Annotated in this window: 28 protein-coding genes, 1 tRNA gene and 1 riboswitch; of the genes, 5 read left to right on the forward strand and 24 right to left on the reverse strand. The window is 70.1% G+C overall.

What is annotated here, in order from left to right:
- Positions 1 to 9 precede the first annotated feature (9 nt).
- From atpA to prmC, 9 genes are all read right to left on the reverse strand, one after another.
- On the reverse strand, positions 10 to 1,650 hold the full coding sequence (gene atpA / locus BLP38_RS07840; RefSeq protein ID WP_091355553.1) for a F0F1 ATP synthase subunit alpha: 1,641 nt from the start codon (positions 1,648 to 1,650) through the stop codon (positions 10 to 12).
- Positions 1,651 to 1,724: 74 nt separating this feature from the next.
- A complete protein-coding gene (locus BLP38_RS07845; RefSeq protein ID WP_091355557.1) occupies positions 1,725 to 2,513 on the reverse strand; it encodes a F0F1 ATP synthase subunit delta in 789 nt (262 codons plus the stop codon).
- Entirely contained in the window at positions 2,513 to 3,067 is a 555-nt protein-coding gene (locus BLP38_RS07850) for a F0F1 ATP synthase subunit B (protein ID WP_091355561.1), read from the reverse strand. Before BLP38_RS07850 ends, BLP38_RS07845 begins: the two co-directional genes overlap by 1 nt.
- Positions 3,068 to 3,097: 30 nt before the next feature.
- Positions 3,098 to 3,331 (reverse strand): ATP synthase F0 subunit C, encoded by a 234-nt coding sequence (gene atpE / locus BLP38_RS07855; RefSeq protein ID WP_018188628.1) that lies wholly within the window; start codon positions 3,329 to 3,331, stop codon positions 3,098 to 3,100.
- A gap of 46 nt (positions 3,332 to 3,377) precedes the next feature.
- Positions 3,378 to 4,169, reverse strand: coding sequence for a F0F1 ATP synthase subunit A (gene atpB, locus BLP38_RS07860; protein WP_091355564.1), 792 nt, complete (start codon positions 4,167 to 4,169; stop codon positions 3,378 to 3,380).
- Positions 4,170 to 4,299: 130 nt separating this feature from the next.
- Positions 4,300 to 4,794 (reverse strand): hypothetical protein, encoded by a 495-nt coding sequence (locus BLP38_RS07865; RefSeq protein ID WP_091355567.1) that lies wholly within the window; start codon positions 4,792 to 4,794, stop codon positions 4,300 to 4,302.
- The gene (locus BLP38_RS07870; protein ID WP_091355571.1) at positions 4,791 to 5,951 is read right to left on the reverse strand and encodes an MraY family glycosyltransferase; all 1,161 of its coding nucleotides are present in this window, start codon (positions 5,949 to 5,951) and stop codon (positions 4,791 to 4,793) included. Before BLP38_RS07870 ends, BLP38_RS07865 begins: the two co-directional genes overlap by 4 nt.
- The gene (locus tag BLP38_RS07875) at positions 5,948 to 6,643 is read right to left on the reverse strand and encodes an L-threonylcarbamoyladenylate synthase (protein WP_091355574.1); all 696 of its coding nucleotides are present in this window, start codon (positions 6,641 to 6,643) and stop codon (positions 5,948 to 5,950) included. The genes BLP38_RS07870 and BLP38_RS07875 overlap by 4 nt, the downstream gene beginning before the upstream one ends.
- A 69-nt stretch (positions 6,644 to 6,712) precedes the next feature.
- Positions 6,713 to 7,603 carry a peptide chain release factor N(5)-glutamine methyltransferase gene (gene prmC / locus BLP38_RS07880; RefSeq protein WP_091355577.1) on the reverse strand — a complete coding sequence of 297 codons (891 nt, stop codon included), beginning with the start codon at positions 7,601 to 7,603 and terminating at the stop codon, positions 6,713 to 6,715.
- Positions 7,604 to 7,733: 130 nt separating this feature from the next.
- Between prmC and cysK the strand changes: the two genes are divergently transcribed.
- The gene (gene cysK / locus BLP38_RS07885) at positions 7,734 to 8,669 is read left to right on the forward strand and encodes a cysteine synthase A (RefSeq protein ID WP_091355580.1); all 936 of its coding nucleotides are present in this window, start codon (positions 7,734 to 7,736) and stop codon (positions 8,667 to 8,669) included.
- 29 nt (positions 8,670 to 8,698) lie between these two features.
- Complete coding sequence (gene epsC, locus BLP38_RS07890) at positions 8,699 to 9,304, forward strand: serine O-acetyltransferase EpsC (RefSeq protein ID WP_091355583.1); 606 nt, start codon at positions 8,699 to 8,701, stop codon at positions 9,302 to 9,304.
- Between the two features lie 6 nt (positions 9,305 to 9,310).
- Here the strand turns inward: epsC and prfA are convergent, their stop codons facing one another.
- From prfA to BLP38_RS07940, 10 genes are all read right to left on the reverse strand, one after another.
- On the reverse strand, positions 9,311 to 10,390 hold the full coding sequence (prfA, locus tag BLP38_RS07895; protein WP_091355588.1) for a peptide chain release factor 1: 1,080 nt from the start codon (positions 10,388 to 10,390) through the stop codon (positions 9,311 to 9,313).
- Between the two features lie 10 nt (positions 10,391 to 10,400).
- A complete protein-coding gene (gene rho / locus BLP38_RS07900; RefSeq protein ID WP_091355592.1) occupies positions 10,401 to 12,449 on the reverse strand; it encodes a transcription termination factor Rho in 2,049 nt (682 codons plus the stop codon).
- 162 nt (positions 12,450 to 12,611) lie between these two features.
- On the reverse strand, positions 12,612 to 13,544 hold the full coding sequence (gene thrB / locus BLP38_RS07905; protein ID WP_091355596.1) for a homoserine kinase: 933 nt from the start codon (positions 13,542 to 13,544) through the stop codon (positions 12,612 to 12,614).
- Positions 13,541 to 14,623 carry a threonine synthase gene (gene thrC, locus BLP38_RS07910; RefSeq protein WP_091355600.1) on the reverse strand — a complete coding sequence of 361 codons (1,083 nt, stop codon included), beginning with the start codon at positions 14,621 to 14,623 and terminating at the stop codon, positions 13,541 to 13,543. Before thrC ends, thrB begins: the two co-directional genes overlap by 4 nt.
- Position 14,624: 1 nt before the next feature.
- Positions 14,625 to 15,962 (reverse strand): homoserine dehydrogenase, encoded by a 1,338-nt coding sequence (locus tag BLP38_RS07915; RefSeq protein WP_091355603.1) that lies wholly within the window; start codon positions 15,960 to 15,962, stop codon positions 14,625 to 14,627.
- Positions 15,959 to 17,383 carry a diaminopimelate decarboxylase gene (gene lysA / locus BLP38_RS07920; protein ID WP_091355606.1) on the reverse strand — a complete coding sequence of 475 codons (1,425 nt, stop codon included), beginning with the start codon at positions 17,381 to 17,383 and terminating at the stop codon, positions 15,959 to 15,961. The genes BLP38_RS07915 and lysA overlap by 4 nt, the downstream gene beginning before the upstream one ends.
- 108 nt (positions 17,384 to 17,491) lie before the next feature.
- Complete coding sequence (locus tag BLP38_RS07925) at positions 17,492 to 18,268, reverse strand: LmeA family phospholipid-binding protein (RefSeq protein ID WP_091355611.1); 777 nt, start codon at positions 18,266 to 18,268, stop codon at positions 17,492 to 17,494.
- A gap of 1 nt (position 18,269) precedes the next feature.
- Positions 18,270 to 19,937, reverse strand: a complete 1,668-nt coding sequence (locus BLP38_RS07930) for an arginine--tRNA ligase (protein ID WP_091355615.1) — start codon at positions 19,935 to 19,937, stop codon at positions 18,270 to 18,272.
- Positions 19,938 to 19,967: 30 nt separating this feature from the next.
- Positions 19,968 to 21,140, reverse strand: coding sequence for a sensor histidine kinase (locus BLP38_RS07935; RefSeq protein ID WP_231916461.1), 1,173 nt, complete (start codon positions 21,138 to 21,140; stop codon positions 19,968 to 19,970).
- Positions 21,141 to 21,203: 63 nt separating this feature from the next.
- Positions 21,204 to 22,028, reverse strand: coding sequence for a transglutaminase-like domain-containing protein (locus BLP38_RS07940; RefSeq protein WP_091355622.1), 825 nt, complete (start codon positions 22,026 to 22,028; stop codon positions 21,204 to 21,206).
- Positions 22,029 to 22,128: 100 nt separating this feature from the next.
- Between BLP38_RS07940 and BLP38_RS07945 the strand changes: the two genes are divergently transcribed.
- A complete protein-coding gene (locus BLP38_RS07945) occupies positions 22,129 to 22,920 on the forward strand; it encodes an SGNH/GDSL hydrolase family protein (RefSeq protein WP_091355626.1) in 792 nt (263 codons plus the stop codon).
- 12 nt (positions 22,921 to 22,932) lie between these two features.
- Here the strand turns inward: BLP38_RS07945 and BLP38_RS07950 are convergent, their stop codons facing one another.
- Positions 22,933 to 23,577, reverse strand: a complete 645-nt coding sequence (locus BLP38_RS07950) for an NAD(P)-dependent oxidoreductase (RefSeq protein WP_091355630.1) — start codon at positions 23,575 to 23,577, stop codon at positions 22,933 to 22,935.
- A 135-nt stretch (positions 23,578 to 23,712) separates the two neighbouring features.
- Here BLP38_RS07950 and BLP38_RS07955 point away from each other — a divergent pair, with 135 nt between their 5' ends.
- Positions 23,713 to 24,708 (forward strand): DUF2510 domain-containing protein, encoded by a 996-nt coding sequence (locus tag BLP38_RS07955; RefSeq protein WP_091355634.1) that lies wholly within the window; start codon positions 23,713 to 23,715, stop codon positions 24,706 to 24,708.
- On the opposite strand, the gene BLP38_RS07960 is transcribed toward BLP38_RS07955, so the two are convergent.
- On the reverse strand, positions 24,696 to 25,421 hold the full coding sequence (locus BLP38_RS07960; protein WP_091355637.1) for an NUDIX hydrolase: 726 nt from the start codon (positions 25,419 to 25,421) through the stop codon (positions 24,696 to 24,698). The two genes, BLP38_RS07955 and BLP38_RS07960, sit on opposite strands and share 13 nt — an antisense overlap.
- Positions 25,422 to 25,492: 71 nt before the next feature.
- On the opposite strand from BLP38_RS07960, the gene BLP38_RS07965 reads away from it, so the two are divergent.
- A tRNA-Arg gene (locus tag BLP38_RS07965) sits at positions 25,493 to 25,565 on the forward strand.
- A gap of 57 nt (positions 25,566 to 25,622) precedes the next feature.
- On the opposite strand, the gene BLP38_RS14320 is transcribed toward BLP38_RS07965, so the two are convergent.
- From BLP38_RS14320 to BLP38_RS07975, 3 genes are all read right to left on the reverse strand, one after another.
- Positions 25,623 to 25,769, reverse strand: a complete 147-nt coding sequence (locus tag BLP38_RS14320) for a hypothetical protein (RefSeq protein WP_172824678.1) — start codon at positions 25,767 to 25,769, stop codon at positions 25,623 to 25,625.
- Between the two features lie 86 nt (positions 25,770 to 25,855).
- Complete coding sequence (locus tag BLP38_RS07970) at positions 25,856 to 26,173, reverse strand: DMT family transporter (RefSeq protein WP_165971383.1); 318 nt, start codon at positions 26,171 to 26,173, stop codon at positions 25,856 to 25,858.
- A 12-nt stretch (positions 26,174 to 26,185) separates the two neighbouring features.
- Positions 26,186 to 26,250: riboswitch (guanidine-III (ykkC-III) riboswitch) on the reverse strand.
- 39 nt (positions 26,251 to 26,289) lie between these two features.
- Positions 26,290 to 26,994 (reverse strand): tyrosine-protein phosphatase, encoded by a 705-nt coding sequence (locus tag BLP38_RS07975; protein ID WP_091355643.1) that lies wholly within the window; start codon positions 26,992 to 26,994, stop codon positions 26,290 to 26,292.
- Positions 26,995 to 26,997 lie beyond the last annotated feature (3 nt).

The following is a 26,997-nucleotide window of genomic DNA, read 5'->3' on the forward strand; positions in this document are numbered from 1 at the left end:
CCGTCGGCGTCAGCCGCGGCGGCCCTTGACGATCTTCTCCTGGTTCACGTCGTCGACGTCCGCAGCAGCGACCTCTTCGTGACCCGGCGTGCCGAGTGCCTGACCCTTGCCGCCCTGGAACTCGAGGACGAAGGCGTCGACCGCCTTGTCGAGCTCGCCGACGGTGTTGTCGTCGAGGACGTTCGACTCGCGCAGGGTGTCGAGGATCGACGTGTTGCGCTTCAGGTGGTCGAGCAGCTCGCGCTCGAAGCGGAGGACGTCCTCCACCTCGATCGTGTCGAGCTTGCCGTTGGTGCCCGCCCAGATCGAGACGACCTGCTCCTCGACGGGGTACGGCGAGTACTGCGGCTGCTTCAGAAGCTCCGTCAGACGTGCACCACGGGCGAGCTGACGGCGCGACGCGGCGTCGAGGTCGGACGCGAACATCGCGAAGGCCTCGAGCGAGCGGTACTGGGCGAGCTCGAGCTTGAGCGTTCCCGAGACCTTCTTGATCGACTTGACCTGCGCGTCGCCACCGACACGGGAGACCGAGATACCCACGTCGACCGCGGGACGCTGGTTGGCGTTGAAGAGGTCGGACTGCAGGAAGATCTGGCCGTCGGTGATCGAGATGACGTTGGTCGGGATGTACGCCGAGACGTCGTTGGCCTTGGTCTCGATGATCGGCAGACCCGTCATCGAACCGGCGCCGAGCTCGTCGGACAGCTTCGCGCAACGCTCGAGCAGACGCGAGTGCAGGTAGAAGACGTCACCGGGGTACGCCTCGCGGCCCGGCGGGCGGCGGAGGAGCAGCGACACGGCACGGTAGGCCTCGGCCTGCTTCGACAGGTCGTCGAAGATGATCAGGACGTGCTTGCCCTCGTACATCCAGTGCTGGCCGATGGCCGAGCCGGTGTAGGGAGCGAGGTACTTGAAGCCGGCGGGGTCGGATGCCGGGGCTGCGACGATCGTCGTGTACTCCATGGCACCGGCGTCCTCGAGCGCGCCCTTCACCGAAGCGATGGTCGAGCCCTTCTGGCCGATCGCGACGTAGATGCAGCGGACCTGCTTCGTGACGTCGCCAGACTCCCAGTTGGCCTTCTGGTTGATGATCGTGTCGATCGCGATGGCCGTCTTGCCGGTCTGGCGGTCGCCGATGATTAGCTGACGCTGGCCGCGGCCGACGGGGATCATCGCGTCGATGGCCTTGATGCCGGTCTGCATCGGCTCGTGGACCGACTTGCGCTGCATGACGCCGGGCGCTTGGAGCTCGAGGGCACGGCGGCCGGTCGTGGCGATCTCGCCGAGACCGTCGATCGGGTTGCCGAGCGGGTCGACGACGCGGCCGAGGTAGCCCTCGCCGACACCGACCGAGAGGACCTCGCCGGAGCGGGTGACCTTCTGGCCGGCTTCGATGCCGGCGAAGTCGCCGAGGACGACGACGCCGATCTCGTGCTCGTCGAGGTTCTGCGCGAGGCCCTCGACGCCGTTATCGAAGCGCACGAGCTCGTTCGCCATGACGCCGGGCAGGCCCTCGACGTGGGCGATGCCGTCCGCGGCGTCGACGACGGTGCCGACCTCGGTCGCCGCTGCCCCGGTGGGCTCGTAGGCGGCGACGAAGTCTTTCAGCGCGTCACGGATGACGTCGGGGCTGATGGACAGTTCTGCCATGGTCTTCCTTCTTGGTGAGGTCTTGTGGCGGGCACCTGGCCTGCCGGGTCCGCTCCTCGGTGGAGCGGGAAGAATCAGCCCGCCAGGCGCTGGCGGAGATCGCCCAGTCGGGACGAGACGGTGGCGTCGATCACGTCGTCGCCGATCTCGATGCGGACACCGCCGACGACCGCGGGGTCGACGACGACGTTCAGCGAGACCTCGGTGCCGTACCGGGCTGCGAGTGTGCTCTGCAGACGCGACGACTGGTCCTCGGTCAGAGCGGTGGCCGCGTACACCGTGGCCGCTGCGCGACCGCGCTGCTCCGCGACGACACGCAGCGCACGGCTGAGCATCGAACGGACGCGGCGTTCACGCGGGACCTGGACCAGTGACGAGACGACGATGACCGTCGACTCGGCGGCACGACCGTTCATCAGGCTCTCGATGAGAGCCCCCTTCGCGGCGGCGTCACCCAGCCTGCTGCCCAGCGCGAGCTCGAGCTCGGAGTTCGCGGCGATTGTGCGGGCCACGGAGAACAGCTCGCCCTCGAGGTCGACCTGCGGCTCGGCGATGGCGGCGGCGCGGACGCCGGCCTCCTCGATGCCCGAGATCAGGTCGTCCCCGGAGGACCAGCGCTCGGCGACGGCCGCGTCGAGGACCGACAGCGTCGCAGCCGAGTACCCGCCGAAGACGCGCGAGACGAGCGCACGTCGAGCTTCGGCGGGCACCGAGGCATCCGAGAGCGCGCCGCTCAGCTGCGACGAGTCGGCCAGGGTGCGCACCGCGGCGAAGAGCTCGCGGGCGACACCGAGGTCGACGCCCGGCGCGGCCGTGAGGGCCGACGTCGTCGCCCCGAGGGCCTGAGTGGTCGCGCTACCCATTACTTCGCCGCCTTCTCGGAGGACTCGAGGTCGGCAAGGAAACGGTCGACCACGGCCTTGGCCTTGGCGTCGTCGGAGAGCGTCTCGCCGATGACACCACCGGCGAGGTCGAGGGCGAGCGTGCCCACTTCGCTCCGCAGCGAGACGAGCGCCGTCTGGCGTTCGGCCTCGATCTGATTGTGCGCGGCAGAGGTCAGACGCGCGGCCTCGGCCGATGCGTTGTCCTTGGCTTCGGCGACGATCTTCTTGCCGTCCTCGCGGGCAGTCTCGCGGATCTCGCCGGCCTCCTTGCGAGCCTCGGCCAGCTGGGCCGTGTACTCCTCGAGAGCGGCTTCCGCCTTGCGCTGAGCCTCGTCGGCCTTCGCGATGTTGCCCTCGATGGCAGCAGCGCGCTGGTCGAGCAGGACCTGCATCTTCGGGAGGGCGACCCGCCAGAAGATGAACAGGATCACGACGAAGCAGACCCCGGACCAGATGATGTCGTACCAGGCCGGGATCAGCGGGTTGTGGGACCCGCCCTCTTCGGCTGCGTACGCGACAAGAGCGTTCAGCATCCTGTCTCCTTTAGTGATCTGAGTCGCGGTTTACTGGAAGATGAAGTAGGTCGCGATGCCGATGAAGGCGAGCGCCTCGGTGAAGGCGATACCGATGAACATCAGGACCTGCAGGCGACCGGCCAGCTCAGGCTGACGGGCCACGCCCTCGATCGTCTTGCCCACGACGATGCCCACACCGATGGCGGGGCCGATGGCGGCGAGGCCGTAACCCATCGTCGCGACGTTGCCCTCGAGGGCGGCGAGAACCGTAGTTGCGTCCACGGAGGTGTTTCCTTTCGGTTGGATGGCTCGGCGTGCGCCGGACCGCTTAGTGCTCTTCTGCCACCGCGAGCTGGATGTAGACCGCGGTGAGGATGGCGAAGACGTATGCCTGGAGGAAGGCGACGAAGATCTCGAACAGCGTGAACGCGAACCCGAAGGCGAGCGTTCCGGCCGCGAGCGCCGAGAACCAGCCGCCCAGGGTGATGAGGAAGAACTGCGTCGCTGCGAAGAACAGCACGAGCATGAGGTGCCCGACGATCATGTTCATCAGCAGTCGCAGCGTCAGTGTGACGGGGCGGATGATGAACGTCGAGAGGAACTCGAGCGGGATGATCAGGATGTAGAGGAACCAGGGCAGCCCGGGAGGCATCAGCGAGTTGCGGAAGAAGTTCCCGGGGCTCGCCTTGATACCGGCATAGATGAAGGTCACGTACGCGACGAGCGCGAGGAGCAGAGGCACCGCGACGATCGACGAGCCTGCGATGTTCAGGAACGGGATGACACCCGTGATGTTCATGAACAGCACCATGAAGAAGATCGTGGTGAGGATCGGCAGGAACCGGCGTCCATCCTTCTTGCCGAGCAGGTCTTCGGCGATATTGACCCGGACGAAGTCCAGCCCCATCTCGACGACGCTCTGGAAACGACCGGGGACGACCGTCATGCGTCGGGTGCCGAGCCAGAAGATCAGGACGATGGCGATCGTCGCGAGGATCTGGATCAGGTGGATCCGGTTGACGACGAGGGGGCCGATCGTGAAGACCGCCTCGGGGAAGAACTCCGAGATCGACGGTCCATGGAACTCGTCAGGGGATTCTTCGGCGGCAGTAGCGATCAGGGTCGCAGCTTGAGTAAACAGCGCTGGCTCCAGCTTCGGGGCGTCGATCTAAAGATCGGGCGACGATGGTCGGTGAGCTGACTCCGCAGACGTTCCCGTCGGGGTTCAGGCGGGCTCAGGAAACAGCCTATCAGCCCTCAGGCGTGATCGAGTCCCCAGGGCGGCGCTCGCCCGCTTCGATGTCGGCCGCGGTGGGCAGCGTCGTGTCGCTGACGGTCGGCATCCGCATGCGCATCATGACGACCACGTCGACCACGAGCGACGCCACGATGCTCGCGACAAGCGCGACGAAGAAGACCACGGGAGTCAGCCACGGCTGGTCGCGGAGGACGAACAGAACGATCAGGAAGACGACGAACTTCAGGATCCACCCGCCCATGACCGTTCCGAAGAAGATAGGGACGAACAGGGGGTCGCCGTAGAAGCGGTTGGCGATGAGGATCGAGACGATGGTGAAGGCGAGGAACACCGCTCCCATGAGAACGGCCACCAGGGCGCTCCAGAGCCCGGAGGTCCCCGCGACGAGCAGGCCGACCACTCCCCCAGCGACGGCGAGGATGAGGGCGACGATGCCGGACCACACCAGAGCGGTGCGCAGAAGTCGGGTGGAGGACAGGGCGCTCATGAGAGGGCCTTTCGCTCGGGCGCGACGGCACGGGCGCGTCGGGCAGGGGGGAGGGTGACGATGACACAGGCGATGCACCCGATGACGAGGAAGGCGACCCCGGGCCAGTACCGGCCGGGCCACCCCTTGGTCGTGCCGATGTACATGAGAAGCACCGACAGGGACACGACGGCCGTCCAGGCGTAGAACACGAAGACGGCGTTCCGATCGGTGTGTCCCATGTCGAGCATGCGGTGGTGGAGGTGCTTGCGGTCCGGCGAGAAGGGCGACTTGCCCTGCGCCATGCGCCGGACGACAGCGAGTCCGAAGTCGAGGAGCGGGAGGAGGACAATCACGACCGGCAGGATCACCGGGATGAACGCTCCGAGGAGCTGAGAGCGACCGAAGAGGTCGTTGTCGCTCAGGAGATTGGGCGGCAGGTTGCCCGTGACGACGATCGCAGAGGACGCCATCATCAGTCCGAGCAGGAGCGCACCGGCATCCCCCATGAACATCCGCGCGGGGTTCCAGTTGAACGGCAAGAAGCCCGCGCACATGCCGAGGAGCACGATCGCGATGAATACTCCGGTGTTGCTCTGCTCGCTGTTGTCGAAGTCGCGCACGAGCATCGCCGAATACGCGAAGAAGACCGCGTTGGCGATGAGGCAGACGCCGGCGACGAGACCGTCGAGGCCGTCGATGAAGTTGACGGCGTTCATGACGATGACGATCACAAGAATCGACAGACCGATGCTGACCCAGCTGGAGACGACGACCTGCTGTCCGAAGGGCAGATAGAAGATCTGGATGCCGCCGAGGAAGACGACGATCCACGCGGCGACGAACTGCGCGCCGAGCTTGATCATCCAGTCGAGGTCCCAGAGGTCGTCGGCGACCCCCACTACCACCATGAGCGCGGCGGCGCCGAGGAGGGACCACACCATCGACGGTTCCTGCCAGACGATCGCGAACGCCGGCAGCTGAGAGGAGAGGACGAAGAAGCCCAGCATCCCGATGAACATCGCGACGCCGCCGAGGCGCGGAGTGGGGTTCTTGTGGACGTCCCGTTCGCGGATCGCCGGGTGGAGCCCGAACTTCATCGCCACGCGCCAGACGACCCACGAGAAGACGAAGGTGAGGCCGCCGGTGATGACGAACGCGAACAGGTAATCCCTCACGCGGCGTCGGATTCGTCGGGCTCGATCGGGTCGGGTTCGAGCAGGTCGCCCAGCACGTCGCGCAGGTCGGCGCGTGAAACGGCCCCCTCGCGCAGAACGGCGACCGGGCGCTGGTCGCGACCGACGAGTCCGGTCGCATCGATGATCGTCGAGGCGACGCCGGTCGGGACGAGGCCGCCGTCGAGGTAGACCGACACGCTGTCCCGGAGCATCGAGATCGCACCCTCGATCTCGATCGCCGCGGGCTTGCCCGTCAGGTTGGCGCTCGAGACGGCCAGCGGGCCGGTCTCCTCGAGGAGTTCGAGGGCGAACCTGTCGTCCGGCATGCGCACCGCGACAGTCCCCCGCGTCTCGCCGAGGTCCCAGCGCAGCGACGGCTGAGCGGGCAGCACGATGGTCAGCCCGCCGGGCCAGAAGCGCTCGACGAGACGCTCGACGGCCTCGGGCACCTCGGCGACGAGCGCGCGCATCGTGTCGGGGCCGGAGACGAGGACGGGCGGGGGCGACTGGCGTCCGCGCCCCTTCGCCGCGAGGAGACGTGCGACCGCGGAGGCGTTGAAGGCGTCGGCGGCGATGCCGTACACGGTGTCGGTCGGCATCACGATGAGTTCGCCGCGGCCGATGGCCTGGCGCGCCTGACGGAGAGCAGGCAGTAACTGGTCGGCGTCACGACAGTCGAGGACGGGAGACATATCCGCAGCATTCTACGAGGAGAGGGCCTCGCCGCGCCTGCGAAAGGGCGGGACGGACCGTCGGACGGGTTACGGGCGAAGGGCGGTCGTCGCGCGATCGCGCCGGGTGAGGTCGGGGTGCGTGGCGGCGCCGCGCCAGCCGTCCGCGGTGAGGAGCTGGCGGATGCCGGCGCCCTGCCACTCGCCGTGCTCGATGACGAGCGTCCCCCCGGGGTGGAGCAGGCGCAGGGCGACGCCTGAGAGGACACGGACGACGTCGAGGCCGTCGGGCCCGCCGTACAGCGCGGCGGGCGGATCCCAATGGCGCACCTCGGGGTCGCGCGGGATGGCGTCATCGGGAACATAGGGCGGGTTGGAGACGACGACCGAGACCGTGCCGTCGAGTTCGGGGAACGCGTCGGCGAGGTCGATGAAGGCGAGACGCGCGTGCGGGGCGTGCTCGGCGAAGTTCTCCTTGGCCCAGATGAACGCGTCGACCGAGTTCTCCGCCGCATGCACCCGCGCATGCGGCACCTCCGTCGCGAGGGCGAGAGCCAGGGCGCCGCTCCCCGTCCCGAGGTCGACGGCGACGGGGTCGGGACCCGGGGCCTCGCGAAGAGCGTCGATGGCGAGCTGCGCGACCATCTCGGTCTCCGGCCGCGGGACGAACACTCCGGGACCCACGCGGAGTTCGAGGTGCCGGAACGGCGCGCGGCCCGTCAGGTGCTGGAGAGGCTCGCGGGCGGCTCGGCGCGCGACGAGCTCGGCGAACCGTGTCGCCTCGGGCTCCGGCATCCGATCCCCCCGCAGCATCGCGGCGGCGAGCTCACCGCGGCCGACCCCCAGGACATGGGCGGCGAGGAGTTCGGCGTCGACGTCGGCCGAGGGGACGCCGGCGTCGGCGAGCCGCTGACCGGCTGCGCGGACGAGGGGCGCGAGGTCGCTGCCCGCGGGCGCGGCGGAAGTCCGTGAGATCGTCATGGGAACGTCCAGGATACCGTGCCCGGCATCGTCACACAGGGCCGCGGCCCGCGGCGGGACCGTAGGCTGAAACCGCATCGCGGGCACCTGAGCCGCGACCTACGTATTCCATCCGCACGGAAGGCATCCCATGACCGGCATCCACTCCGACATCACCAGCGCATTCGGCAACACTCCCCTGGTCCGACTGAACCGCGTATCGGAGGGCCTGCCCGGGACGATCCTCGCCAAGCTCGAGTTCTACAACCCGGCATCCTCGGTCAAGGACCGCCTCGGCATCGCCATCGTCGACGCCGCCGAAGCCTCGGGCGAGCTGAAGCCCGGCGGGACGATCGTCGAGGGCACGAGCGGCAACACGGGCATCGCACTCGCGATGGTGGGGGCCGCGCGGGGCTACAAGGTCATCCTGACGATGCCGTCGTCGATGTCCACCGAGCGCCGCATGCTGCTGCGCGCCTACGGCGCCGAGCTCGTCCTGACCGACCCCTCGCTCGGCATGAAGGGCGCCGTCGGCGAGGCGGAGCGCATCGCCGCGGAGACGCCCGGCGCCGTGCTCGCGAAGCAGTTCGCCAACCAGGCCAACGTCGAGATCCACCGGAAGACCACCGCCGAGGAGATCCTGCGCGACACCGACGGCGCCGTCGACTACTTCGTCGCGGGCATCGGCACCGGCGGCACCATCACGGGTGTGGGCCAGGTCCTCAAGGAGCGCGTGCCGTCCGCGAAGGTCGTCGCCGTCGAGCCCAAGGACTCGCCGCTGCTGACCGAGGGCAAGCCGGGACCCCACAAGATCCAGGGCATCGGCCCGAACTTCATCCCCCCGATCCTCGACCAGGGCGTCATCGACGAGGTCCAGGACGTGACCTTCGACGACGCCATCGAGACCGCCAAGAAGGTCGCGACCAGCGAAGGCATCCTCGTCGGCATCTCGTCCGGTGCGGCCGTCTGGGCGGCGCTGCAGGTCGCCGCGCGCCCCGAAGCCGAAGGCAAGAACATCGTGGTCATCATCCCCTCGTTCGGCGAGCGGTACCTGTCGACGGCGCTGTTCGAGGAATTCCGCGACTGACCCGCACGCCGACACCCGAAAGGTCCGCCGTGCCCGGCATCGCCTCCTCCCTCGTCCGCGGCCTCGCCGCCGCCGCACGGTCGATCCGTGAGGACGTCGCCGCCGCGAAGCTGCGCGATCCCGCGGCGCGCGGCGGCGTCGAGATCGCTCTGCTGTACCCGGGGCTCCACGCCGTGTGGAGCCACCGGGTGGCGCACGCGCTGTGGCGCGGCGGCAGAAGGTTCCCCGCGCGGGCGATCTCTCAGGTGACCCGTTGGCTGACCGGCATCGAGATCCACCCGGGGGCGCGCATCGGGCGCCGGTTCTTCATCGATCACGGCATGGGCGTCGTCATCGGCGAGACCGCCGAGGTCGGCGACGACGTCATGCTGTACCACGGGGTGACGCTGGGCGGCCGGACCCGGGACGGGGGCAAGCGGCATCCCACCCTCGAGGACGGCGTGGCCGTCGGCGCGGGTGCGAAGATCCTCGGCCCCGTCGTGATCGGGGCGCACTCCGTGATCGGAGCGAACGCCGTCGTGACGAAGGATGCCCCCGCGGACTCCGTCCTGGTGGGCGTCCCGGCTCGCGCGCGTCGGCGCACGGCGAGCGAGGACACCCGGGCGATCCTCATGGCGCCCGAATACCACATCTGACCCGGCTCAGGCCTCCGAGCCGACCGCGGCCAGCTGCGCCTCTTCGTCCGCGGCGATCGCGGAATCGATGAGGGGACCGAGCGCACCGTCCATCACCTGGTCGAGGTTGTAGGCCTTGTACCCGGTCCGGTGATCCGCGATGCGGTTCTCCGGGAAGTTGTAGGTGCGGATCCGTTCGGAGCGGTCCATGCCGCGGATCTGCGACTTGCGCGCGTCGGAGGCCGCGGCATCCCGCTCCTCCTGCTGCTTGGCGAGCAGGCGCGCGCGGAGGACCCGCATGCCGGCCTCGCGGTTCTGCAGCTGGCTCTTCTCGTTCTGCATCGAGACGACGATGCCGGTCGGCACGTGCGTGATGCGGACGGCGGAGTCCGTCGTGTTGACGGACTGACCACCCGGCCCGGACGAGCGGAAGACGTCGATCTTGAGGTCGTTCGGATCGATCTGCACTTCTTCGGGCTCGTCGACCTCGGGGAACACGAGAACGCCGGTCGTCGAGGTGTGGATGCGCCCCTGCGACTCGGTCGCGGGCACGCGCTGCACGCGGTGCACACCGCCCTCGTACTTCAGGTGAGCCCAGACGCCCTGCGCCGGGTCGCTCGAGGCGCCCTTGATCGCGATCTGGACGTCTTTGTACCCGCCGAGGTCTGATTCGTTGCGCTCGAGGAGCTCGGTCTTCCAGCCGCGGGATGCCGCGTACTGCAGGTACATGCGCAGCAGGTCCGCCGCGAACAGCGCGGACTCGGCTCCGCCCTCCCCCGCCTTGATCTCGAGGATCACGTCGCGCGCGTCATCGGGGTCGCGCGGGATCAGCAGGCGTCGGAGCTTCTCCTGCGCGTCGGCCAGACGCTGCTCGAGCGCCGGGACCTCCTCGGCGAAGGCGTCGTCCTCCTTCGCGAGCTCCCGCGCCGCAGCGAGGTCCTCCTCCGCACCGCGCCACGCGTCATACGCGGCGACGATGCGCGAGAGCTCGGCGTACCGCCGGTTGACGCGCTTGGCGCGCGACGCGTCGGCGTGCACCGCGGGGTCGGAGAGTTCCTCCTGGACCGCGCGGTGCTCGTCGATCAGCGTCTGGACGGATTCGAACACGGCTCGAGGCTCAGCGGATGCTGTTCTCGTGCGCGTGGCCGCCGGCGGCGGGGGCCGGCATCGACTTCTGCATCTGCACGAGGAACTCGACGTTGGACGTCGTCTCCTTCAGCTTGCCGAGGACGACCTCAAGGGCCTGCTGCTGGTCGAGCCCGGCGAGGGCGCGACGCAGCTTCCACGTGATCTTGACCTCATCGGCCGAGAGGAGCATCTCCTCGCGACGCGTGCTCGACGCGTTGACGTCGACGGCGGGGAAGATCCGCTTGTCGGCGAGCTGACGAGACAGGCGCAGCTCGCTGTTGCCGGTGCCCTTGAACTCCTCGAAGATGACGTCGTCCATCTTGGAGCCGGTCTCGACGAGCGCCGTGGCGAGGATCGTGAGGGATCCGCCGTTCTCGATGTTGCGCGCCGCGCCGAAGAAGCGCTTGGGCGGGTAGAGCGCCGAGGCGTCGACACCACCGGTGAGGACGCGCCCCGAGGTCGGCGCCGAGATGTTGTAGGCGCGGCCGAGACGGGTGATCGAGTCCAGCAGGACCACGACGTCGCGACCGAGCTCGACGAGGCGCTTGGCGCGCTCGATGGCGAGCTCGGCGACCGTCGTGTGGTCCTCGGCGGGGCGGTCGAAGGTCGAGGCGATGACCTCGCCCTTGACCGTCCGCTGCATGTCGGTGACCTCTTCGGGACGCTCGTCGACGAGGACGACCATGAGGTGGACCTCGGGGTTGTTCGTCGCGATCGCGTTCGCGATCTGCTGCAGGACGATCGTCTTGCCGGCCTTGGGCGGCGCGACGATCAGGCCGCGCTGGCCCTTGCCGATGGGAGCGACGAGGTCGATGATGCGCTGCGTGAGCTTCTCGGGGGCCGTCTCGAGGCGCAGGCGCTCCTGCGGGTAGAGGGGCGTCAGCTTGCCGAACTCGACACGCGTCGCGGCATCGTCGACCGAGAGGCCGTTGACGGCGTCGACCTTGACGAGCGCGTTGTACTTCTGGCGGCTCGACTGCTCGCCCTCGCGGGGCTGCTTGATCGCGCCGACGACCGCGTCGCCCTTGCGCAGGTTGTACTTCTTGACCTGGCCGAGCGAGACGTAGACGTCGCTCTGCCCGGGGAGGTACCCGGTGGTGCGCACGAAGGCGTAGTTGTCGAGCACGTCGAGGATGCCGGCGATCGGGATGAGGACGTCGTCCTCGCCGATCTCGGTGTCGAACTCGTCACCGGTGCTCTGTCCGCGGCGCTTGTTGCGCTGGCGGCCGCGACCCTGGCCCTGCTCGTCGTCCGACGAGGACTCCGCGGCGGGCTTGTCGGCGGGGCCGTTCTGGGCGTTCTGGCCGCCCTGGCTGCCGTTCTGGCCGTTCTGGCCGTTCTGGCCGTTCTGGCCGTTCTCGCCCTTGTTGCGGTTGCGGCTCCGGCTGCGGCTACGCGAACGGCTGCGTCCAGTCCCCTCGCTCGAGCCCTCGGAGTCGTCTCCGGATGCCGAGGCGTTCGCGTCGCTCGACGCAGAGGCGTTCGCGTCGTCGGATGCCTGCTCGGCGGGCGCCTCGGCTGCGGCCGGGGCGGAGCTGGTCTCGGTTGCCGAAGCGTCCGCGGGCGCGGCGTCAGCGGCGGTCTCGGTCGGCTCCGCGTCGGCGGCGGGCGCAGCCTCGGCGGCGGGGGTGTCGCCGCTCTTGGCGCGGCGCGGTGCACGCTTGCGCGGCGCCTTGGCCGGCTTCTCGTCGGCAGATGCCTCGCCGGTGACTGCCTCGGCTGCCGGCGCGGCATCCTCGGCGACGGGCTCTTCGGCGGCGGGCTCGGCAGCAGCAGCGGCCTTCTTCGCGGACGTCCGGCGGGCCGGACGCTTCGCCCGGACGGGCTCGGCGGCGGGTGCAGCGGCCTCGTCGTCGGACGACGCGGTCGCCTCGTCGGCGGCGGGCGCGGCCTCGTCGTCGGCGGGCGCGGCCTCGACGACGGTGTCCGCAGCGGCATCCGTCGTCGCGTCCTGCGCGGCGGCCGTGGTGGTCTCGTCGGCAGCGGCGCCGCCGGTGGCGACGTCGTCGCCGGTCTGGATCTCGGAGATGGACTCCACGAGTTCTCCCTTTCAGATGTGGAAAGTCATAACCGCAGGTGGTTCCGTCCACGACGGATCCGATTCCTCAGCGGGGTGTACGCGCAGGCTCAGAGTTGCGCAGGCCCGTCAGGAGGGGTGTGCGGTGGTTCGCAGATTGCGATGGAGGGCAGATTCACGTGATCACGTGGCATCCTCCGTATGATCCCTCACTGTACCACCCCGCACATCGACGGCCAGCAGAAGAGGTTTCCATGGCGTGTCCGTCGTCGTTGCGGCATACTCCACCGCCTCGAGACGGCGGCCCGGCCCGTCGGCGAGGACGAGGACGCTGGGTCCTGCACCCGAGACGACGGCGGCGAACCCGGCGGACCGCAGCCCTCGGACGAGGGCGTCGGTCGCCGGCATGGCCTGAGCGCGGTAGGACTGGTGGAGCTTGTCCTCCGTGGCCGCCATCAGCAGTTCGGGGCTCTGCGTCAGCGCTGCGATGAGGAGGGCCGACCGCGACACGTTGAAGACGGCGTCCTCGCGCGTGACGTGGAGCGGCGCGAGACCGCGCGCGACCGAGGTCGACATCGTGAACTCGGGGACGAAGACGAGTGGCGAGACCCCGCGGTGGACGGCGAGCTTCTTGTGCTGCGGCGCCGACTCGTCCATCCACGCGATCGTGAGGCCGCCGAAGAGGGCGGGCGCCACGTTGTCGGGGTGCCCTTCGATCTCGGTCGCCAGGCGCAGCAGCGTCTCCGGGCCGAGGGTGACGTCTCCCTCGAGCAGCCCCTGCGCCGCCAGCAGCCCCGCGACGACGGCGGCTCCGGACGATCCCATCCCCCGGCCGTGCGGGATGACGTTGTGCGCGCGCAGACGGATGCCGGGCATCGGCCGGCCGGCCGCCTCGAACGCATATGCCATCGAGCGGATCACGAGGTGCGAGGCATCCGTCGGGACGTCGGCGGCCCCCTCCCCCGAGACCTCGATCTCGAGGCCCGGACCGTCCAGCGCCGTCACGACGAGTTCGTCGTGGACGCTCAGAGCGAGACCGAGCGTGTCGAAGCCGGGGCCGAGGTTGGCGCTCGTCGCCGGGACGCGAACGGCGACGGAGCGCCCCGCGGGCGTCATCCCGCCACGCGGGTGAGGTCGAGCGCGGAGGCCACCTCGCTGGTCGCCGCGTCCACGACGAGCGGCTCGACCTGCGAGCCGTCGGGGTTGCGGAGCGCCCACTGCGGGTCCTTCAGGCCGTGGCCGGTGACCGTCAGCACGACCTTCGCGCCCTTCGGGATGACCCCGGCCTCGGCGCGGTCGAGCAGACCGGCCACGCTGATGGCCGAGGCCGGCTCGACGAAGACGCCGACGGTGCCGGCGAGGAGCTTCTGCGCGGCGAGGATGCGCTCGTCGTCGATCGCGCCGAACCAGCCGTCGGTCGCCGCGCGGGCCTCGAGGGCGAGGTCCCACGAGGCGGGGTTGCCGATACGGATGGCGGAGGCGATCGTCTCGGGGTTCTTGACGACCTCGCCGCGCACGAGCGGTGCGGAGCCCTCGGCCTGGAAGCCGAACATGCGGGGCACCCGCGTCGCGACGCCGCGCTCGGCCTCTTCGCGGTAGCCGCGCGAGTACGCGGTGTAGTTGCCGGCGTTGCCGACGGGGATGAAGTGGAAGTCGGGGGCGTCGCCGAGCTGGCTGACGACCTCGTACGCCGCCGTCTTCTGACCTTCGATGCGGTCGGGGTTGACCGAGTTGACGAGGTGCACCTTGTAGCCGCCGGCGAGCTCGCGCGCGATCTCGAGGCAGTCGTCGAAGTTGCCGCGGATCTGGATGAGCTTGCCATTGTGGGCGACGGCCTGGCTGAGCTTGCCCATCGCGATCTTGCCCTCGGGGACGAGGACGGCGGCCGTGATGCCGGCATGCGCCGCGTAGGCGGCAGCGGATGCCGAGGTGTTGCCGGTCGAGGCGCAGATGACGGCCTCGGCCCCGTGCTCGACGGCGCGGGACAGGGCGACCGTCATGCCGCGGTCCTTGAAGGAGCCCGTCGGGTTCATGCCCTCGAACTTGATGTAGACATCGGCACCGGTGATGCGCGACAGCGATGCCGCCGGGATGAGCGGGGTGCCGCCCTCGCCGAGCGTCACGACGGTCGAGGCGTCGGTGACGCCCAGTCGGTCGGCGTACTCGCGGAGGACTCCGCGCCAGACGTGTGCCATGTCAGTCTCCTTCTACCCGCAGGACCGAGACCACCCGACGCACCGCGCTGGTGGCAGCGAGGCGCTCGACGGTGTCGGCCAGGTCCTGCTCCCGGGCCGTGTGGGTTCCGATGACGAGGTGCGCGACGGCATCCCCGCTCCCCTGGGCGACGGCGCCGCCCGAGGTGGTCTGTTCGACGGTCGCGATCGACACGTTCCCGTCGCTGAGGATGCCGGCGACGGTGGCGAGGACGCCCGGTCGGTCATCGACTTCGAGCGTGATCTGGCAGCTTGTCCGGATGCGGCCGATCGGGACGATCGGCAGCCCTCCGCGCGTCGACTCGCCGACACCCGGCCCGCCTGCGACGTGACGCCGGGCGGCCGAGACGACATCGCCGAGGACGGCGGACGCGGTCTGCACTCCCCCGGCACCCGCGCCGTAGAACATGAGGTCGCCGGCGGCTTCGGCCTCGACGAAGACGGCGTTGTTCGCGCCGTGGACCGAGGCGAGCGGGTGCTCACGGGGAACGAGGGCCGGGTAGACGCGGACCGAGATCGCTTCGCCGTGCGGTGCGGCATCGGGCTGGTCGACGAGCCGTTCGCACACGGCGAGGAGCTTGACGACGTAGCCGGCCTTGCGGGCGGCCTCGATGACGCCGGCATCCACGGACGTGATGCCCTCGCGGTGCACGGCGTCGAGCGGCACGGTCGTGTGGAAGGCGAGGCTCGCGAGGATCGCCGCCTTCTGGGCGGCGTCGTACGCCTCGACATCCGCCGTCGGGTCGGCCTCGGCGTACCCGAGCCGCTGCGCTTCGGCGAGCACCTCGTCGAAACCGAGACCTTCGCGGTCCATCCGGTCGAGGATGTAGTTCGTCGTGCCGTTGACGATGCCCATGATCCGTCGCACGCGGTCGCCGGCGAGCGAGTCGCGCAGGGGCCGGATGATCGGGATCGCGCCGGCGACGGCGGCCTCGTACGCGACCGTGGCACCGACCTGGTCGGCGGCGTCGAAGATCTCGCTGCCGTGGGTCGCGAGGAGCGCCTTGTTCGCCGTGACGACGTCGGCGCCCGACGAGAGGGCGTGGAGGATCCGGGTCCGCGCGGGCTCGAGCCCGCCGGTGACCTCGATGACGATGTCGGCGCCGGCGATGAGGGTGTCGGCATCCGTCGTGAACAGGTCGCGGGGCAGATCGGTCTCGCGCGGGGCGTCCACGTCGCGGACGGCGATCCCCACGAGGTCGAGCGGTGCGCCGGCACGGTCGGCGAGCTCGTCGGCGTGCGTCAGCAGAAGGCGGGCGACCTGGGAACCGACGGCGCCGGCTCCCAGCAGCGCGACGCGCAGGCGGCGGGGTTCGATCATGCGGACTCCTCGGAGGTGCGGGATGCCGGTGCGACGCCGAGGTCGCGCGCCAGCAGGTCGTTCTCGTCCTCGCCGCGGACGATCAGCCGGGCGGTGCCGGCACTGACGGCCACGACGGGAGGTCGGGTCAGGTAGTTGTAGTTGCTCGCGAGCGAGAAGCAGTACGCGCCCGTCGCGGCGACGGCGACGAGGTCGCCGGGCTGGACGTCTCCGGGCAGGTACTCGTCCGACACCACGATGTCGCCGGCCTCGCAGTGGCGACCCACGACCCGGGTGAGGGCGGGGGCGGCGTCGCTGCGGCGGCTCGCAATCCGCGCGCTGTAGTCCGCGCCGTACAGGGCCGTGCGCGCGTTGTCGCTCATGCCGCCGTCCACGCTCACGTACAGCCGCTCGAGGTCGTCCGAGACGCGCACCGGCTTCACGGTGCCGACCGAGTACAGGGTCACGCCGGCGCGTCCGACGATGGTGCGTCCCGGCTCGAAGGCGAGTTCGGGAAGAGGGATGCCGCGGCTCTCGCACTCGCGAGCGACGGCCGCGACGATGCCGTCGGCGAGCTCAGCGATCGGGGTCGGGTCGTCCTTCGACGTGTAGGCGATCCCGAAGCCGCCGCCGAGGTTCAGGAGCGGGACGTCGCCGCCCGCGAGAAGACGCGCGTGCAGCTCGACGACGCGCGCGGCGGACTCGGCGAAGCCGGCGGTCCCGAAGATCTGAGAGCCGATGTGGCAGTGGAGGCCCACGAAGCGGAGCGACGGCAGCTCTCGGATGCGGGCGACGGCAGCCTCGGCATCCGACAGCGTGAAACCGAACTTCTGATCCTCGTGCGCCGTCGCGAGGAAGTCGTGCGTCTCGGCGTGGACGCCGCTGTTGACGCGGACGAGCACGCTCTGCACAACGCCCTGGGTCTCGGCCTCGGCGGCGATCCGCTCGATCTCGACGAGCGAGTCGATGACGATCGAGCCGACGCCGACGCGCACGGCACGGGCGATCTCGGGCAGGAGCTTGTTGTTGCCGTGGAGGCCGAGTCGCGCCGGATCCGCGCCGGCGGCGAGAGCCACAGCGAGTTCGCCGCCGCTGGCGACGTCAACGCCGAGGCCTTCCGTCGTCACCCAGCGCACGACGTCGGTCGTGAGCAGAGCCTTGCCCGCGTAGTAGACCCGGGCCGTGCCGCCGTGGCGAGCCGCGGCATCCTGGAACGCCGTCAGCACCTCCCGGGCGCGGGCACGGACCACGTCCTCGTCGACGACGTAGAGCGGCGTCCCGAAGCGCGCGGCGAGCTCCGTCGCGGGCACGCCCCCGAAGACGATCGCCCCCGCGTCGTCGCGCGCGGCTCCCTCGGGCCACACGGCCTCGACGAGCGCGTTCGCATCATGCGGCTGAGTCAGCCAGCCGGGCACGGCGGGACGGTCGGAGGTGGTGGACACGCAGGGGCACCAATCGGGGTGGGAACGGGTACGTCGGGCGGTGTGGCCACGCCCCGACGGTGCCCACAGTCTAGGGCACCGGGACGGAGCCACCCGGCTCCGTGACGACTAGCGGCCGTCGGCGCAGGAACCGGGTTCCTGCGCGCCCTTGTCGCGGAGGATGGCACTGTCGATGTCGAAGGATGCCGAGACGTGGCGCCCCTCGATCGTCACGCCCGTGAGGGTCAGGGCGCGCGGCAGATACTGGGCCAGACACACCCGCCAGTTCTCGGCGAAGGACCCGGCGAGCGGGCCGACCTGCTGGCGCAGGGCGTCGGCGGACACGTCGACGCCGCCCAGGCGGAGCTGCGTCGGGGAGAGGACGAGGTCGCCGTCCTCGGCCGAGGCGGAGAGCTGAACGCCCAGCGGAACCGACACCCCGAAGACCGAGAACTCGGTGTCGAGGGCAACCTCGGGCGGTCGCAGGGTCACGGCGTCGACCGGGAAGCCGTCGACGCGGCCGAGAACGGCCCGCAGCTGGTTCTCGTCGAGATCGACGACGGCTTTCGCACTGCTCCAGTCGCCGCCGCCCCAGACGGGGGCGTCCTGGATGTCGACGCGGACGTCTCCCGAGACGCCTTGCACCTCGACGTCGTCGGCGGTGAGATCCATCTGCGGGATCGAACCGACGATCAGCTGCGGCAGGACGAGCCCCGGGATCCGGACGTCGATCTCCTGATCCTGGGCGAGCCCGAGGTTGGTGACGATCTGCGACCGGACCACCTGAGGCACGATCGCGCGCGCGGCGACCTCGGCCGCGACCAGCAGGACCGCGACGACGGCCAGGACCACCACGACGGCGATCCACCGACGCGGCCGCCGACGCGCCCCGGTCACGGTCGCCATGTCACATCCGTTCGGGCGCGCTCACGCCGAGCAGGTCGAGTCCGTTGCGGAGGACCTGGCCCGTCGCGTCGTTCAGCCACAGGCGCGTGCGGTGCACGTCCGTGACCTCCTCGTCGCCGAGCGGGGTGACGCGGCACGAGTCGTACCAGCGGTGGTACAGGCTTGCGAGCTCCTCGAGGTAGCGGGCGATGCGGTGCGGTTCGCGCAGCTCGGCGGCGAAGGCCACGAGGCGCGGGAACTCCTGCAGCGCGCCCAGGAGCGCGGACTCGGTCTCGTGCGTGAGGAGCTCCGGCGCGAACGCGTCGCGGGCGACGCCGGAGTCGGCGGCGTTCCGGCCGACGTTGTGCGTGCGCGCGTGGGCGTACTGCACGTAGAAGACCGGGTTGTCGTTCGTGCGCTTCTGCAGGATCTCGGGGTCGAGCGTCAGCGGCGAATCCGCCGGGTAGCGCGCGAGCGAGTAACGGAGCGCATCGGTCCCGAGCCATTCGCGCAGGTCGTCGAGCTCGATGATGTTGCCGGCGCGCTTGGACAGTCGCGCCCCGTTCACCGAGACGAGCTGCCCGATGAGCACCTCGATGTCCTTCTCGGGGTCGTCGCCGGCGGCGCCGGCGAGCGCCTTGAGGCGATGCACGTAGCCGTGGTGATCGGCGCCGAGCAGGTAGATCTTGTGCGCGAAGCCGCGGTCGCCCTTGTTCAGGTAGTACGCGGCGTCGGCGGCGAAGTACGTGTACTCGCCGTTGGAGCGGCGGATGACGCGGTCCTTGTCGTCGCCGAAGTCGGTCGTCCGCACCCAGACGGCGCCCTCGGCGTCGAAGACGTGTCCCTGAGCACGCAGGCGGTCGACGGCCTCGTCGACGAGGCTCGGGCCGCCGTCCGCCGTCTTCGCGTGCAGCGTCCGCTCACTGAAGAAGACGTCGAAGTGGACGTTGAACTTCTCGAGGGATCCCTGGAGCTCCGCGAGCTGCAGTTCGTAGGCCTTGTCGCGGGCCGCGGCCACGCGCTCGTCCTCGGGCAGGTCGGCGATGCCCGGCTCGGCCTCGGCGACGCGCTTCGCAAGGTCGTCGATGTACGCGCCGGCGTAGCCGTCCTCGGGAGCAGGCTCGCCCTGCATGCGTGCCAGCACCGAGCGGCCGAAGCGATCCATCTGCGCGCCGGCGTCGTTGATGTAGAACTCGCGGACGAGGGTCGCGCCGCTCGCGAGCAGCAGGCGCGCGATCGCGTCGCCGAGCGCCGCCCAGCGCGTGTGCCCGATGTGCATCGGACCGGTCGGGTTCGCGCTGACGAACTCGAGGTTGATCGTGTTGCCCTCCTGGCTGCGGCCGCGACCGAAGGCGGTGCCCGCCTCGACGATCGTCTTCGCGAGCGCGCCGGCAGCGGCGGCGTCCAGTCGGATGTTGATGAACCCGGGACCGGCGACCTCGACCGACGCGATGCCGTCGACGGCGGCGAGCGCGTCGGCGACCTCGGCCGCGAACTCGCGCGGGTTCGCGGCGACCTGCTTCGACAGCTTCAGCGCGGCGTTGGACGCCCAGTCGCCGTGGTCGCGGTTCTTCGGGCGCTCGACGGGGAAGTCGGCGATCGTGAGCGCCTCAGCGGAGCCGGGTCGTCGCGCCTCCACGAGCGGGGAGACGACGGCGAGAAGGGCTGCGGAAAGGGCTTCTGGAGTCATAGCGGGTCAAGTCTACGTTTCGGGGGGTCCTCACGCCGACGGGAGGACGACCCACACGCGAGCACCGCCGGCGGGCGACTCGTCGATGCCCATGCGGCCACCGTGCGACTCCACGATCCGGTTGCAGGTCGCCAGGCCGATGCCGAACCCCGGCACGGCGACGTTCGAGCCGCGCTCCAAGGGCTCGAAGACGACCTCGCGTTCGGCGGCCGGAACACCGGGCCCGTTGTCATCGACCGTGATGCGCACCCCCGCGACGACGGCGCCGACCGTCACCGTGATGGCGGGTGTGCGCTCCCCCGCACCGGCGAACTTCACCGCGTTGCCGACGAGGTTCTGGATCAGGACGCCGAGGAGGGTGGGATCGGCCGGGACGGGGACGGATGCCTCGACAGTCACGTCTGCGCCGTTGTCGAGACCTCCGCTGCGCAGGTCCTCCATCGTCGATGCGACGACCGGGCCGACATCCACCGCGGAGCGGCGGATGGGTGCGCCGCCCACGCTCGCGTAGTCGAGCAGGCGGGCGATCATGCCCGACATCCGGTCCGCCACCGACTCGGCGCGCGCGAGCGCACGGGAGGCGGCGGGCACCTCCGCGACCTCCGGCACCTCCGAGGCGAGCTCGATGTAGCCCGTCAGTGCCGTCAGCGGGTTCCGCAGATCGTGCGCCACCTGCGCGGCGAAGTTCTCGAGCTGCGCGTTGGACTCGCCGAGCTCGCGCGTCAGGCGGCGCAGTTCGAGCACGTCGACGATCTGATGCGCGATGAGGGCGAGGGCTGCGCTTTCGTCCTCGGGCAGTTCACGCGGCTCCTCGTCGAAGATGCAGACCGTCCCGATCGGCACTCCCGACGGGGTGATGAGCGGGCTCGACGCGTAGAACCTGACGTTGGCCACCTCACCGGTGACGAAGGGGTTCCCGGCGAAACGGTCGTCGAGCGTCGCATCCCGCACCACGGTGTGGCCGGGCTCGCGGAACACGACCGCGCACATCGAGTCCTCACGGCTGCAGACGGCCGGCTCGAAGCCCACGGCGGCGATCTGATGCTGGGACCGGTCGTCGATGATGTTGATGACCGCGGTCGGAACGCTGCACACCGTCGCAGCGAGTTGGACGAGTCCCTGGAGATCGGGCTCGGTCGCCCGACCGAGCACGCCGTAGTCCTCGATGATCGCGCGCCGGATGGCGTCGTCAGCGGTCTTCACATTCAGCTCCCCGAGTTCCTAGCCCACCCTAATGACCCTGCACGCATCGGGTCGCGCCGCACGTCACCCGATCGTGACGGGTGACGCGCGATCATCCTGCAGCGGATCGGATGCCGCGGCCACGACCGCGGCCTCACCTTCGACTCGCGCATCGACGAGCATCCGCTGCAGCGACAGGTTCGCGCCGTAATAGCTGAGGAACGCGCAATCGGCGGCATCCCTTCCCGTCGCGATCCGGACGAGGCCGCGACGGTTCGAGAGGCGGGTGGCGTCGACGACCAGCCAGCGGCCGTCGATCCACGCCTCGGCGACGGCGTGGAAGTCCATCGGGACGAGTCCCGGCGCGTAGCAGGCGACGTAGCGCGCCGGGACGTCCATCGCGCGCAGCAGTGCGATGACGAGGTGCGCGTAGTCGCGGCAGACGCCCTGACCCGTCGCGAGCGTCGTCACGGCAGAGTCCGTCCCGAGGGAGAGGCCCGGCGAGTAGGTGACTGTCTCGGCGACGAACGCCTCGACGGCGGCGAGGAGGTCGATGCCGCGCCGGCCGCCGAACTGCCGCCGCGCCTGGGCGAAGACCGAATCCGAGGGGGCGTACCGGCTGGGCCGCAGATAGACCGCGGTGTCCAGATCGGACGCGGGGACGACCTCCGCCCCGCCGCGGACGAGAGCGTCGTACCGGAGCTGCAGCGGCCCCGGGTCGACGCGGACCCGGTGGAGCCGCGAACCGGCGGCATCCGTCACCTCGGTGAGGGCGAGCTCCCGCCCGTCTCGCGTGAGCGACAGTCGCTCGTGCCCGAGGGGGACTCCTGCGGCGACGGCAACGGAGAGGATGAGGTCGAGCTCCCCCTCGACGAGGAGGTCGAGTTCGGCTCTGACGACGCGCTGCACCGGGCAATCCTCGCACGCACCGGAGACCTCGAGCGGGGTCCGTGTATCGGTCGCGTGAACAAGTGCGGTCGGATTCTCCGGGATCGCTTACCCTCATCGCATGAGTTCTGTACGACGCGCCCGCAGCTGGGGGCTGGGCGTCGTCGCCGCCGGTGTGGCAGCGATCGTCGCCCTGTCTGCGTGGCAGCCATGGCGGACGACGCCCACCGTCGACGCGGCGACTTCCGTCGGCTCGATCGCCGACATCGAGCCGCTGTCCGTCCCCGCCGACGCGAAGGTCCTCGTCTTCGGCGATTCATGGACCTACGGGTCCGCCGCCACAGTCCCGACCGACGGGTACGCCTACCAGCTCGGCCGGCTCAGCGGATGGGACGTCACCGTCGACGGTGTACGGGGCTCGGGATACATGAGGCCCGGGTGGGACGGGCCCGACTTCCGCCGCCGGGCTCTGACGCTCGACCCGACCGCCGACTACGACCTCATCATCATCCAAGGGTCCATCAACGACAGGCAGCAGGGCGAGCGCGGATACCGCGACGCCGTCGAGGCGACGTGGGACACCTTCGAGCGGCTCTTCCCGAAGGCGCAGATCGTGATCTTCGGCCCGACGCCCCACGAGTTCCCCGTTGACGAGGGCACGTCCCGCATCGACTCCGACCTGAGGGCCGCTGCGGCCGATCGCCACTGGTGGTACATCTCCTCACTGCAGGAGCAGTGGATCACGCGTGCCAATTACCGCGAGATGATCGACACGGGCAAGGGGCGCAAGCACCCCTCGGACCGAGGTCACACCTATCTGGCGGAGAAGCTGCTCGCCGCGCTGCACGAACGCAGCGTCACGACGGACGCCGGTGCGACCCGCGAGGATGCACCGGCGCTCGTCGTCCCCTGACGGCGACCGCGCTCAGGCGCGGATCGCGTCGGCGATCGGCTCGTCGCCGTTGTTGAAGGAGATCGTCCGCCGGATGGTGCTCGGGTCTGCGAGGACCGCGGCGACCACCGCAGCGACGTCGGCGCGGGAGACCGACGAACCCTTCTCGGCGTTCGCATCGATCCGTCCGGTCGGTTCGTCGAGGGTCAGCGCCGAGGGCGCGAGGATCGTCCAGTCCAGCTCCGCCGCGCGGAGATGCTCATCCGCGGCCGCCTTGGACTCCGCGTAGGCGAAGAAGTCGTCGGACGGGTCGACACCGTGGTCGGGTCCGGCACCGAAGTAGGAGACCATCACGTAGCGCCGCGCCTCCGCGGCGACCGCCGCGTCGATCGAGCGGATCGCGGCATCCCGATCGACCGCGTAGGTGCGCTCCGCAGATCCGCCGCCGGCTCCGGCCGACCAGACGACCGCATCGCTGTCGGCGAGGAGTTCGGTGATCTCGTCGGTGGTGGATGCCGCGACGTCCGCCACGAGCGGGGTCGCGCCCGTGGCCGTGATGTCGTCACTGTGGTCGGGGTTCCGGATGACGGAGGTCACGTCGTGCCCGGCCTCGACCAGGAGGGGCGCGAGGAGGAGGCCGACCTTGCCGTGTCCGCCGATGATCGTGATGTTCGCCATGAAGTGGCTCCTTTCGTCGGGACCCGACGTTACGTCCGCGGACCGCCGACCGACCTGCCCTTGCGCTTGTACCCTCGACGTGGAAGAGGGCTCGGGTCCGCTTCCGCGATCACACGCACGAGGGGGAAGACAGACGTGAGCGACACGATTCCGGCCGGGTGGTATCCGGCTCCGCACGCGGGGAACGAGCTGCGCTACTGGGATGGAACGGCGTGGCATGCGGCACCCGCGTACCTTCCCGCCGGCACGCCGGGAGCCCCCGGCATCCCCTCCTCCTCCCCCGCCGGCCCGGTGCTGCCGCCGTACGCGTCGGCGCCGGGCGCGCCGAACGGGTACCCGCCCTACCCCGGGGGATCCCTCCCGCCGTCCCGACCCGTGGCTCTCGGCGTCACCGCGCTCTCGCTCGGCATCGCGGCGATCGTCCTCGGCTGGATCCCCTTCCTCGGATTCGTCATCGCTCTCGCCGGGGCCGTCTTCGGTGCGATCGCGCTCGTCCGCCGTCAGCCGAAACCTCTCGCGCTCACCGGAACGATCCTCTCGGGGGTCGGCCTGGTGCTGGCGTGCCTCATGACGTTCTCCGTCCTGTCGTTCGTCTGGAGCCCTACGGCCGACGACTACAGCTACGACAGCGGCGACGATGACGGCTCGGCACCGGAGGACCCCGGCTCGCCGGCCGCCCCCGAGCTCGAGCCCTACGCCCCCGAAACGGGCCCGGGATCGATCGACGAGCCGCTCTCCCTGCCGTACGTCCGCGAGACGGCGTCGGGGACGGAGTACACCGCGGAGGTCCGCATCGTCGATGAGGATGCCACCGAGGAGGTGCTCTCCTGGAGCTCGCTCAATGGCGGCGGCACCGACGGGTACCGCTACGTCCTCGTCGAGATGACCGTCACGAGCACGGACTCCTTGGGCCTGCCCGCATCGTTCCCGACGTACGACCTCTCTCTCGCGACGGTCGACGGCGGGGTCTACCCCTACGCCTTCGTCGTCCCGAACGACGACACGACGTTGCTGCGCGATGCGGGGACGATCGCCGAGGGCGAGAGCGCCACCGGCATCGTGGCGTATCTCGTCCCGGAAGACGCGACCGAATTCCTGCTGACCGACCTGGCGAGCTACTACGCGTTCTGACCCGGGAGCGGGATGATGCGGTCCCGGTTCCACGGCTCGGTCCATCCCAGCCGTGAGAACAAGCCGTCGAGGATCATCGCGGTGAACCCCCAGACGAGCCGGTCGCCGCGCGTCGTCGGGATCAGGAAGGCGGGACCGCGGAACTCGCCGCGATCGGTTCGGACGACGGTCACTCCGCGGTGCGCCGGATCGAGCAGGTCGGCGACGGGCGCGCGGAAGACGTCCGCCGACTCCGCCTCGTCGACCACGTGGACCGGCGAGGGACGCCGCCACCAGGCGAGCACCGGGGTGACGAGGTGGCGCGAGTACTCGAGCGGGATGGGCTCGAGAGTGCCGAGGACGTCGACGCCTGCCACGTCGAGTCCGGTCTCCTCCCGCGCCTCTCGGAGGGATGCCGCGACCGCGTCGGCATCCTCGTCATCCACCCGCCCACCCGGGAACGCGACCTGACCCGGATGCGACCGGAGCGTCTCGGCCCGCGACAGCAGCAGCACGTCGAGGTCGCGGGAGACCGTGCGCGCGGGAGGCTCCCTATCTGCGGGCACATCGTCGAGGACCCCGAAGAGGATGAGGACCGCAGCTGCGCGCGCATCCGGCACCTCGGGCAGCGCGCGGAGGATCTCGAAACCGGGCTGGACCGCACCGCTCGCGGTCGATTCGACCAGCTGCTGCAGCTGTGCCCGGGCGGCGGGGACGGGCGCAGACAGGGTCATGGGATCAGGCTATGCGACGGGCTTCGGATGGGCGCGAGACCGGCTGCACCGGTGATAGTCTCGATCGGTACGCCTCCGTAGCTCAGGGGATAGAGCGTTGGTTTCCGGTACCAGAAGTCGGGGGTTCGAATCCCTCCGGGGGCACAGGTACACGAAGGGGACTCGGCATCGCCGGGTCCCCTTCGTCGTCCCCTGATCGGGTCAATCCTCGTTCGCGGCGTCGCCGTCCGGGTCCACGGGGTGACCGAACGGCGGGATGCCGCCGGGCACCGCACCGTCATGGGTGGGCAGTTCGACGTCGGGCCCTTCGTAGGCGTTCTCGTCGGTACCGCGTTCCTCACCTGACATGTCGTCCTCCGTGATCGGTGTCGTCCGTGTGCACGCGACGGTACTGCGCCGTGCGGGCGACCGCCGGGGGTTGACAGGGGGATCCGTCAGTCGGAGACGAGCTTCAGGCCGATGATGCAGCCGACGAGTCCGAGGATCAGGAGGACCTTCACGACCGACACCGACTCCGCGCCGGTGACCATCGCCCAGACCACGGTGAGGGATGCTCCGATTCCGACCCACACGGCATACCCGGTCCCGGTCGGGATCTCACGGAGCGCGAAGGCCAGCCCTCCCATGCTCGCGACGAGCGCGATACCGAAGGTGACGGTCGGCCACAGCTTGGTGAAGCCTTCGGAGCGGCCGAGCGCAGTGGCCCAGACGGCTTCGAGCAACCCGGCGACGATGAGAACGATCCACGACAGCATGACTGACCTCCTGGCCAGTCTTGTCGCTCACCGGGTACTGAACCCTCGTCCGGGAGCCCGGTCGAGGGCCCGCCGCGAGTCTATCGACGCTCGCTGGGCAGAGCCGGTGCAGATCAGCTGACGCTGCCGCGCCAGGTCCTGATCGCAGACGCGGTGTCGGCATCGAGGTGGGCCGCCAGCCAGGCGTCGATGTCGAGCCGGCGGTACACGGCGCGGAACGCGGACTCGGGGGTGTGCCCGAGGCGGCCCAGGACGGTCAGGCGCTCGTCGACGTCGAACGATCGTCCGTGGAGCCGTGTCATGCCCTCGGCGTTCGCGAACGACGAGAGGTAGTCCCGAGTCGCGGCATCCTCCGTCACGCCGACGGCCTTCAACAGGACCGCAGCAAGCAGGCCGGTGCGGTCCCATCCCGCGCCGCAGTGGAACAGGATGCCGCCGGTCCGGGCTCGCGCGATCTCGCCGAGGGCACCCGCGAGCCGGTGCGGAAGTTCGGTGACGTGGTCGACGTAGTACAGCGGGGTCCCCCACTGCCCGTCCTGCTCGCGGGACTGCCAGAAGTGCCGTTCGTCGCCGTCGAGGTCGATGTGCCGGCTGGCGATGTCGCTCGGAACGGAGTCCGTCCGCTCGCTCGGCCGCCGCAGGTCGATGACGGTCCGCACGCCGTATGCGCGCAGGCGGTTCCATCCCGCTTCGGTGATGCGGTCGAGCACTTCGGCGCGGATGAGGACCCCCGCCGGGGTCGACGGTCCGTGGGACCGTTCGAGTCCGCCGAGATCTCGAGCATTGGCCAGACCGTCGATCTCGAGAGGCGTCTGCATGCC

Origin of the sequence: Microbacterium sp. LKL04 (assembly GCF_900102005.1) — a bacterium.
Classification (GTDB): Bacteria; Actinomycetota; Actinomycetes; order Actinomycetales; family Microbacteriaceae; genus Microbacterium.

What these genes read in the sequence shown, in the direction of transcription:
- cysK (WP_091355580.1), top strand. Translation starts at nt 7,734, where the DNA reads ATGACCGGCATCCACTCCGACATCACCAGCGCATTCGGCAACACTCCC.
- BLP38_RS07925 (WP_091355611.1), bottom strand. Translation starts at nt 18,268, where the DNA reads ATGGCGACCGTGACCGGGGCGCGTCGGCGGCCGCGTCGGTGGATCGCC.
- thrB (WP_091355596.1), bottom strand. Translation starts at nt 13,544, where the DNA reads ATGACGCCCGCGGGGCGCTCCGTCGCCGTTCGCGTCCCGGCGACGAGC.
- BLP38_RS07850 (WP_091355561.1), bottom strand. Translation starts at nt 3,067, where the DNA reads ATGCTGAACGCTCTTGTCGCGTACGCAGCCGAAGAGGGCGGGTCCCAC.
- BLP38_RS07945 (WP_091355626.1), top strand. Translation starts at nt 22,129, where the DNA reads ATGAGTTCTGTACGACGCGCCCGCAGCTGGGGGCTGGGCGTCGTCGCC.
- prmC (WP_091355577.1), bottom strand. Translation starts at nt 7,603, where the DNA reads ATGACGATCTCACGGACTTCCGCCGCGCCCGCGGGCAGCGACCTCGCG.
- thrC (WP_091355600.1), bottom strand. Translation starts at nt 14,623, where the DNA reads ATGGCACACGTCTGGCGCGGAGTCCTCCGCGAGTACGCCGACCGACTG.
- BLP38_RS07960 (WP_091355637.1), bottom strand. Translation starts at nt 25,421, where the DNA reads ATGACCCTGTCTGCGCCCGTCCCCGCCGCCCGGGCACAGCTGCAGCAG.
- BLP38_RS07845 (WP_091355557.1), bottom strand. Translation starts at nt 2,513, where the DNA reads ATGGGTAGCGCGACCACTCAGGCCCTCGGGGCGACGACGTCGGCCCTC.
- BLP38_RS07975 (WP_091355643.1), bottom strand. Translation starts at nt 26,994, where the DNA reads ATGCAGACGCCTCTCGAGATCGACGGTCTGGCCAATGCTCGAGATCTC.
- BLP38_RS07950 (WP_091355630.1), bottom strand. Translation starts at nt 23,577, where the DNA reads ATGGCGAACATCACGATCATCGGCGGACACGGCAAGGTCGGCCTCCTC.
- BLP38_RS07930 (WP_091355615.1), bottom strand. Translation starts at nt 19,937, where the DNA reads ATGACTCCAGAAGCCCTTTCCGCAGCCCTTCTCGCCGTCGTCTCCCCG.
- BLP38_RS07915 (WP_091355603.1), bottom strand. Translation starts at nt 15,962, where the DNA reads ATGATCGAACCCCGCCGCCTGCGCGTCGCGCTGCTGGGAGCCGGCGCC.
- BLP38_RS07875 (WP_091355574.1), bottom strand. Translation starts at nt 6,643, where the DNA reads ATGTCTCCCGTCCTCGACTGTCGTGACGCCGACCAGTTACTGCCTGCT.
- BLP38_RS14320 (WP_172824678.1), bottom strand. Translation starts at nt 25,769, where the DNA reads ATGTCAGGTGAGGAACGCGGTACCGACGAGAACGCCTACGAAGGGCCC.
- BLP38_RS07865 (WP_091355567.1), bottom strand. Translation starts at nt 4,794, where the DNA reads ATGAGCGCCCTGTCCTCCACCCGACTTCTGCGCACCGCTCTGGTGTGG.
- atpA (WP_091355553.1), bottom strand. Translation starts at nt 1,650, where the DNA reads ATGGCAGAACTGTCCATCAGCCCCGACGTCATCCGTGACGCGCTGAAA.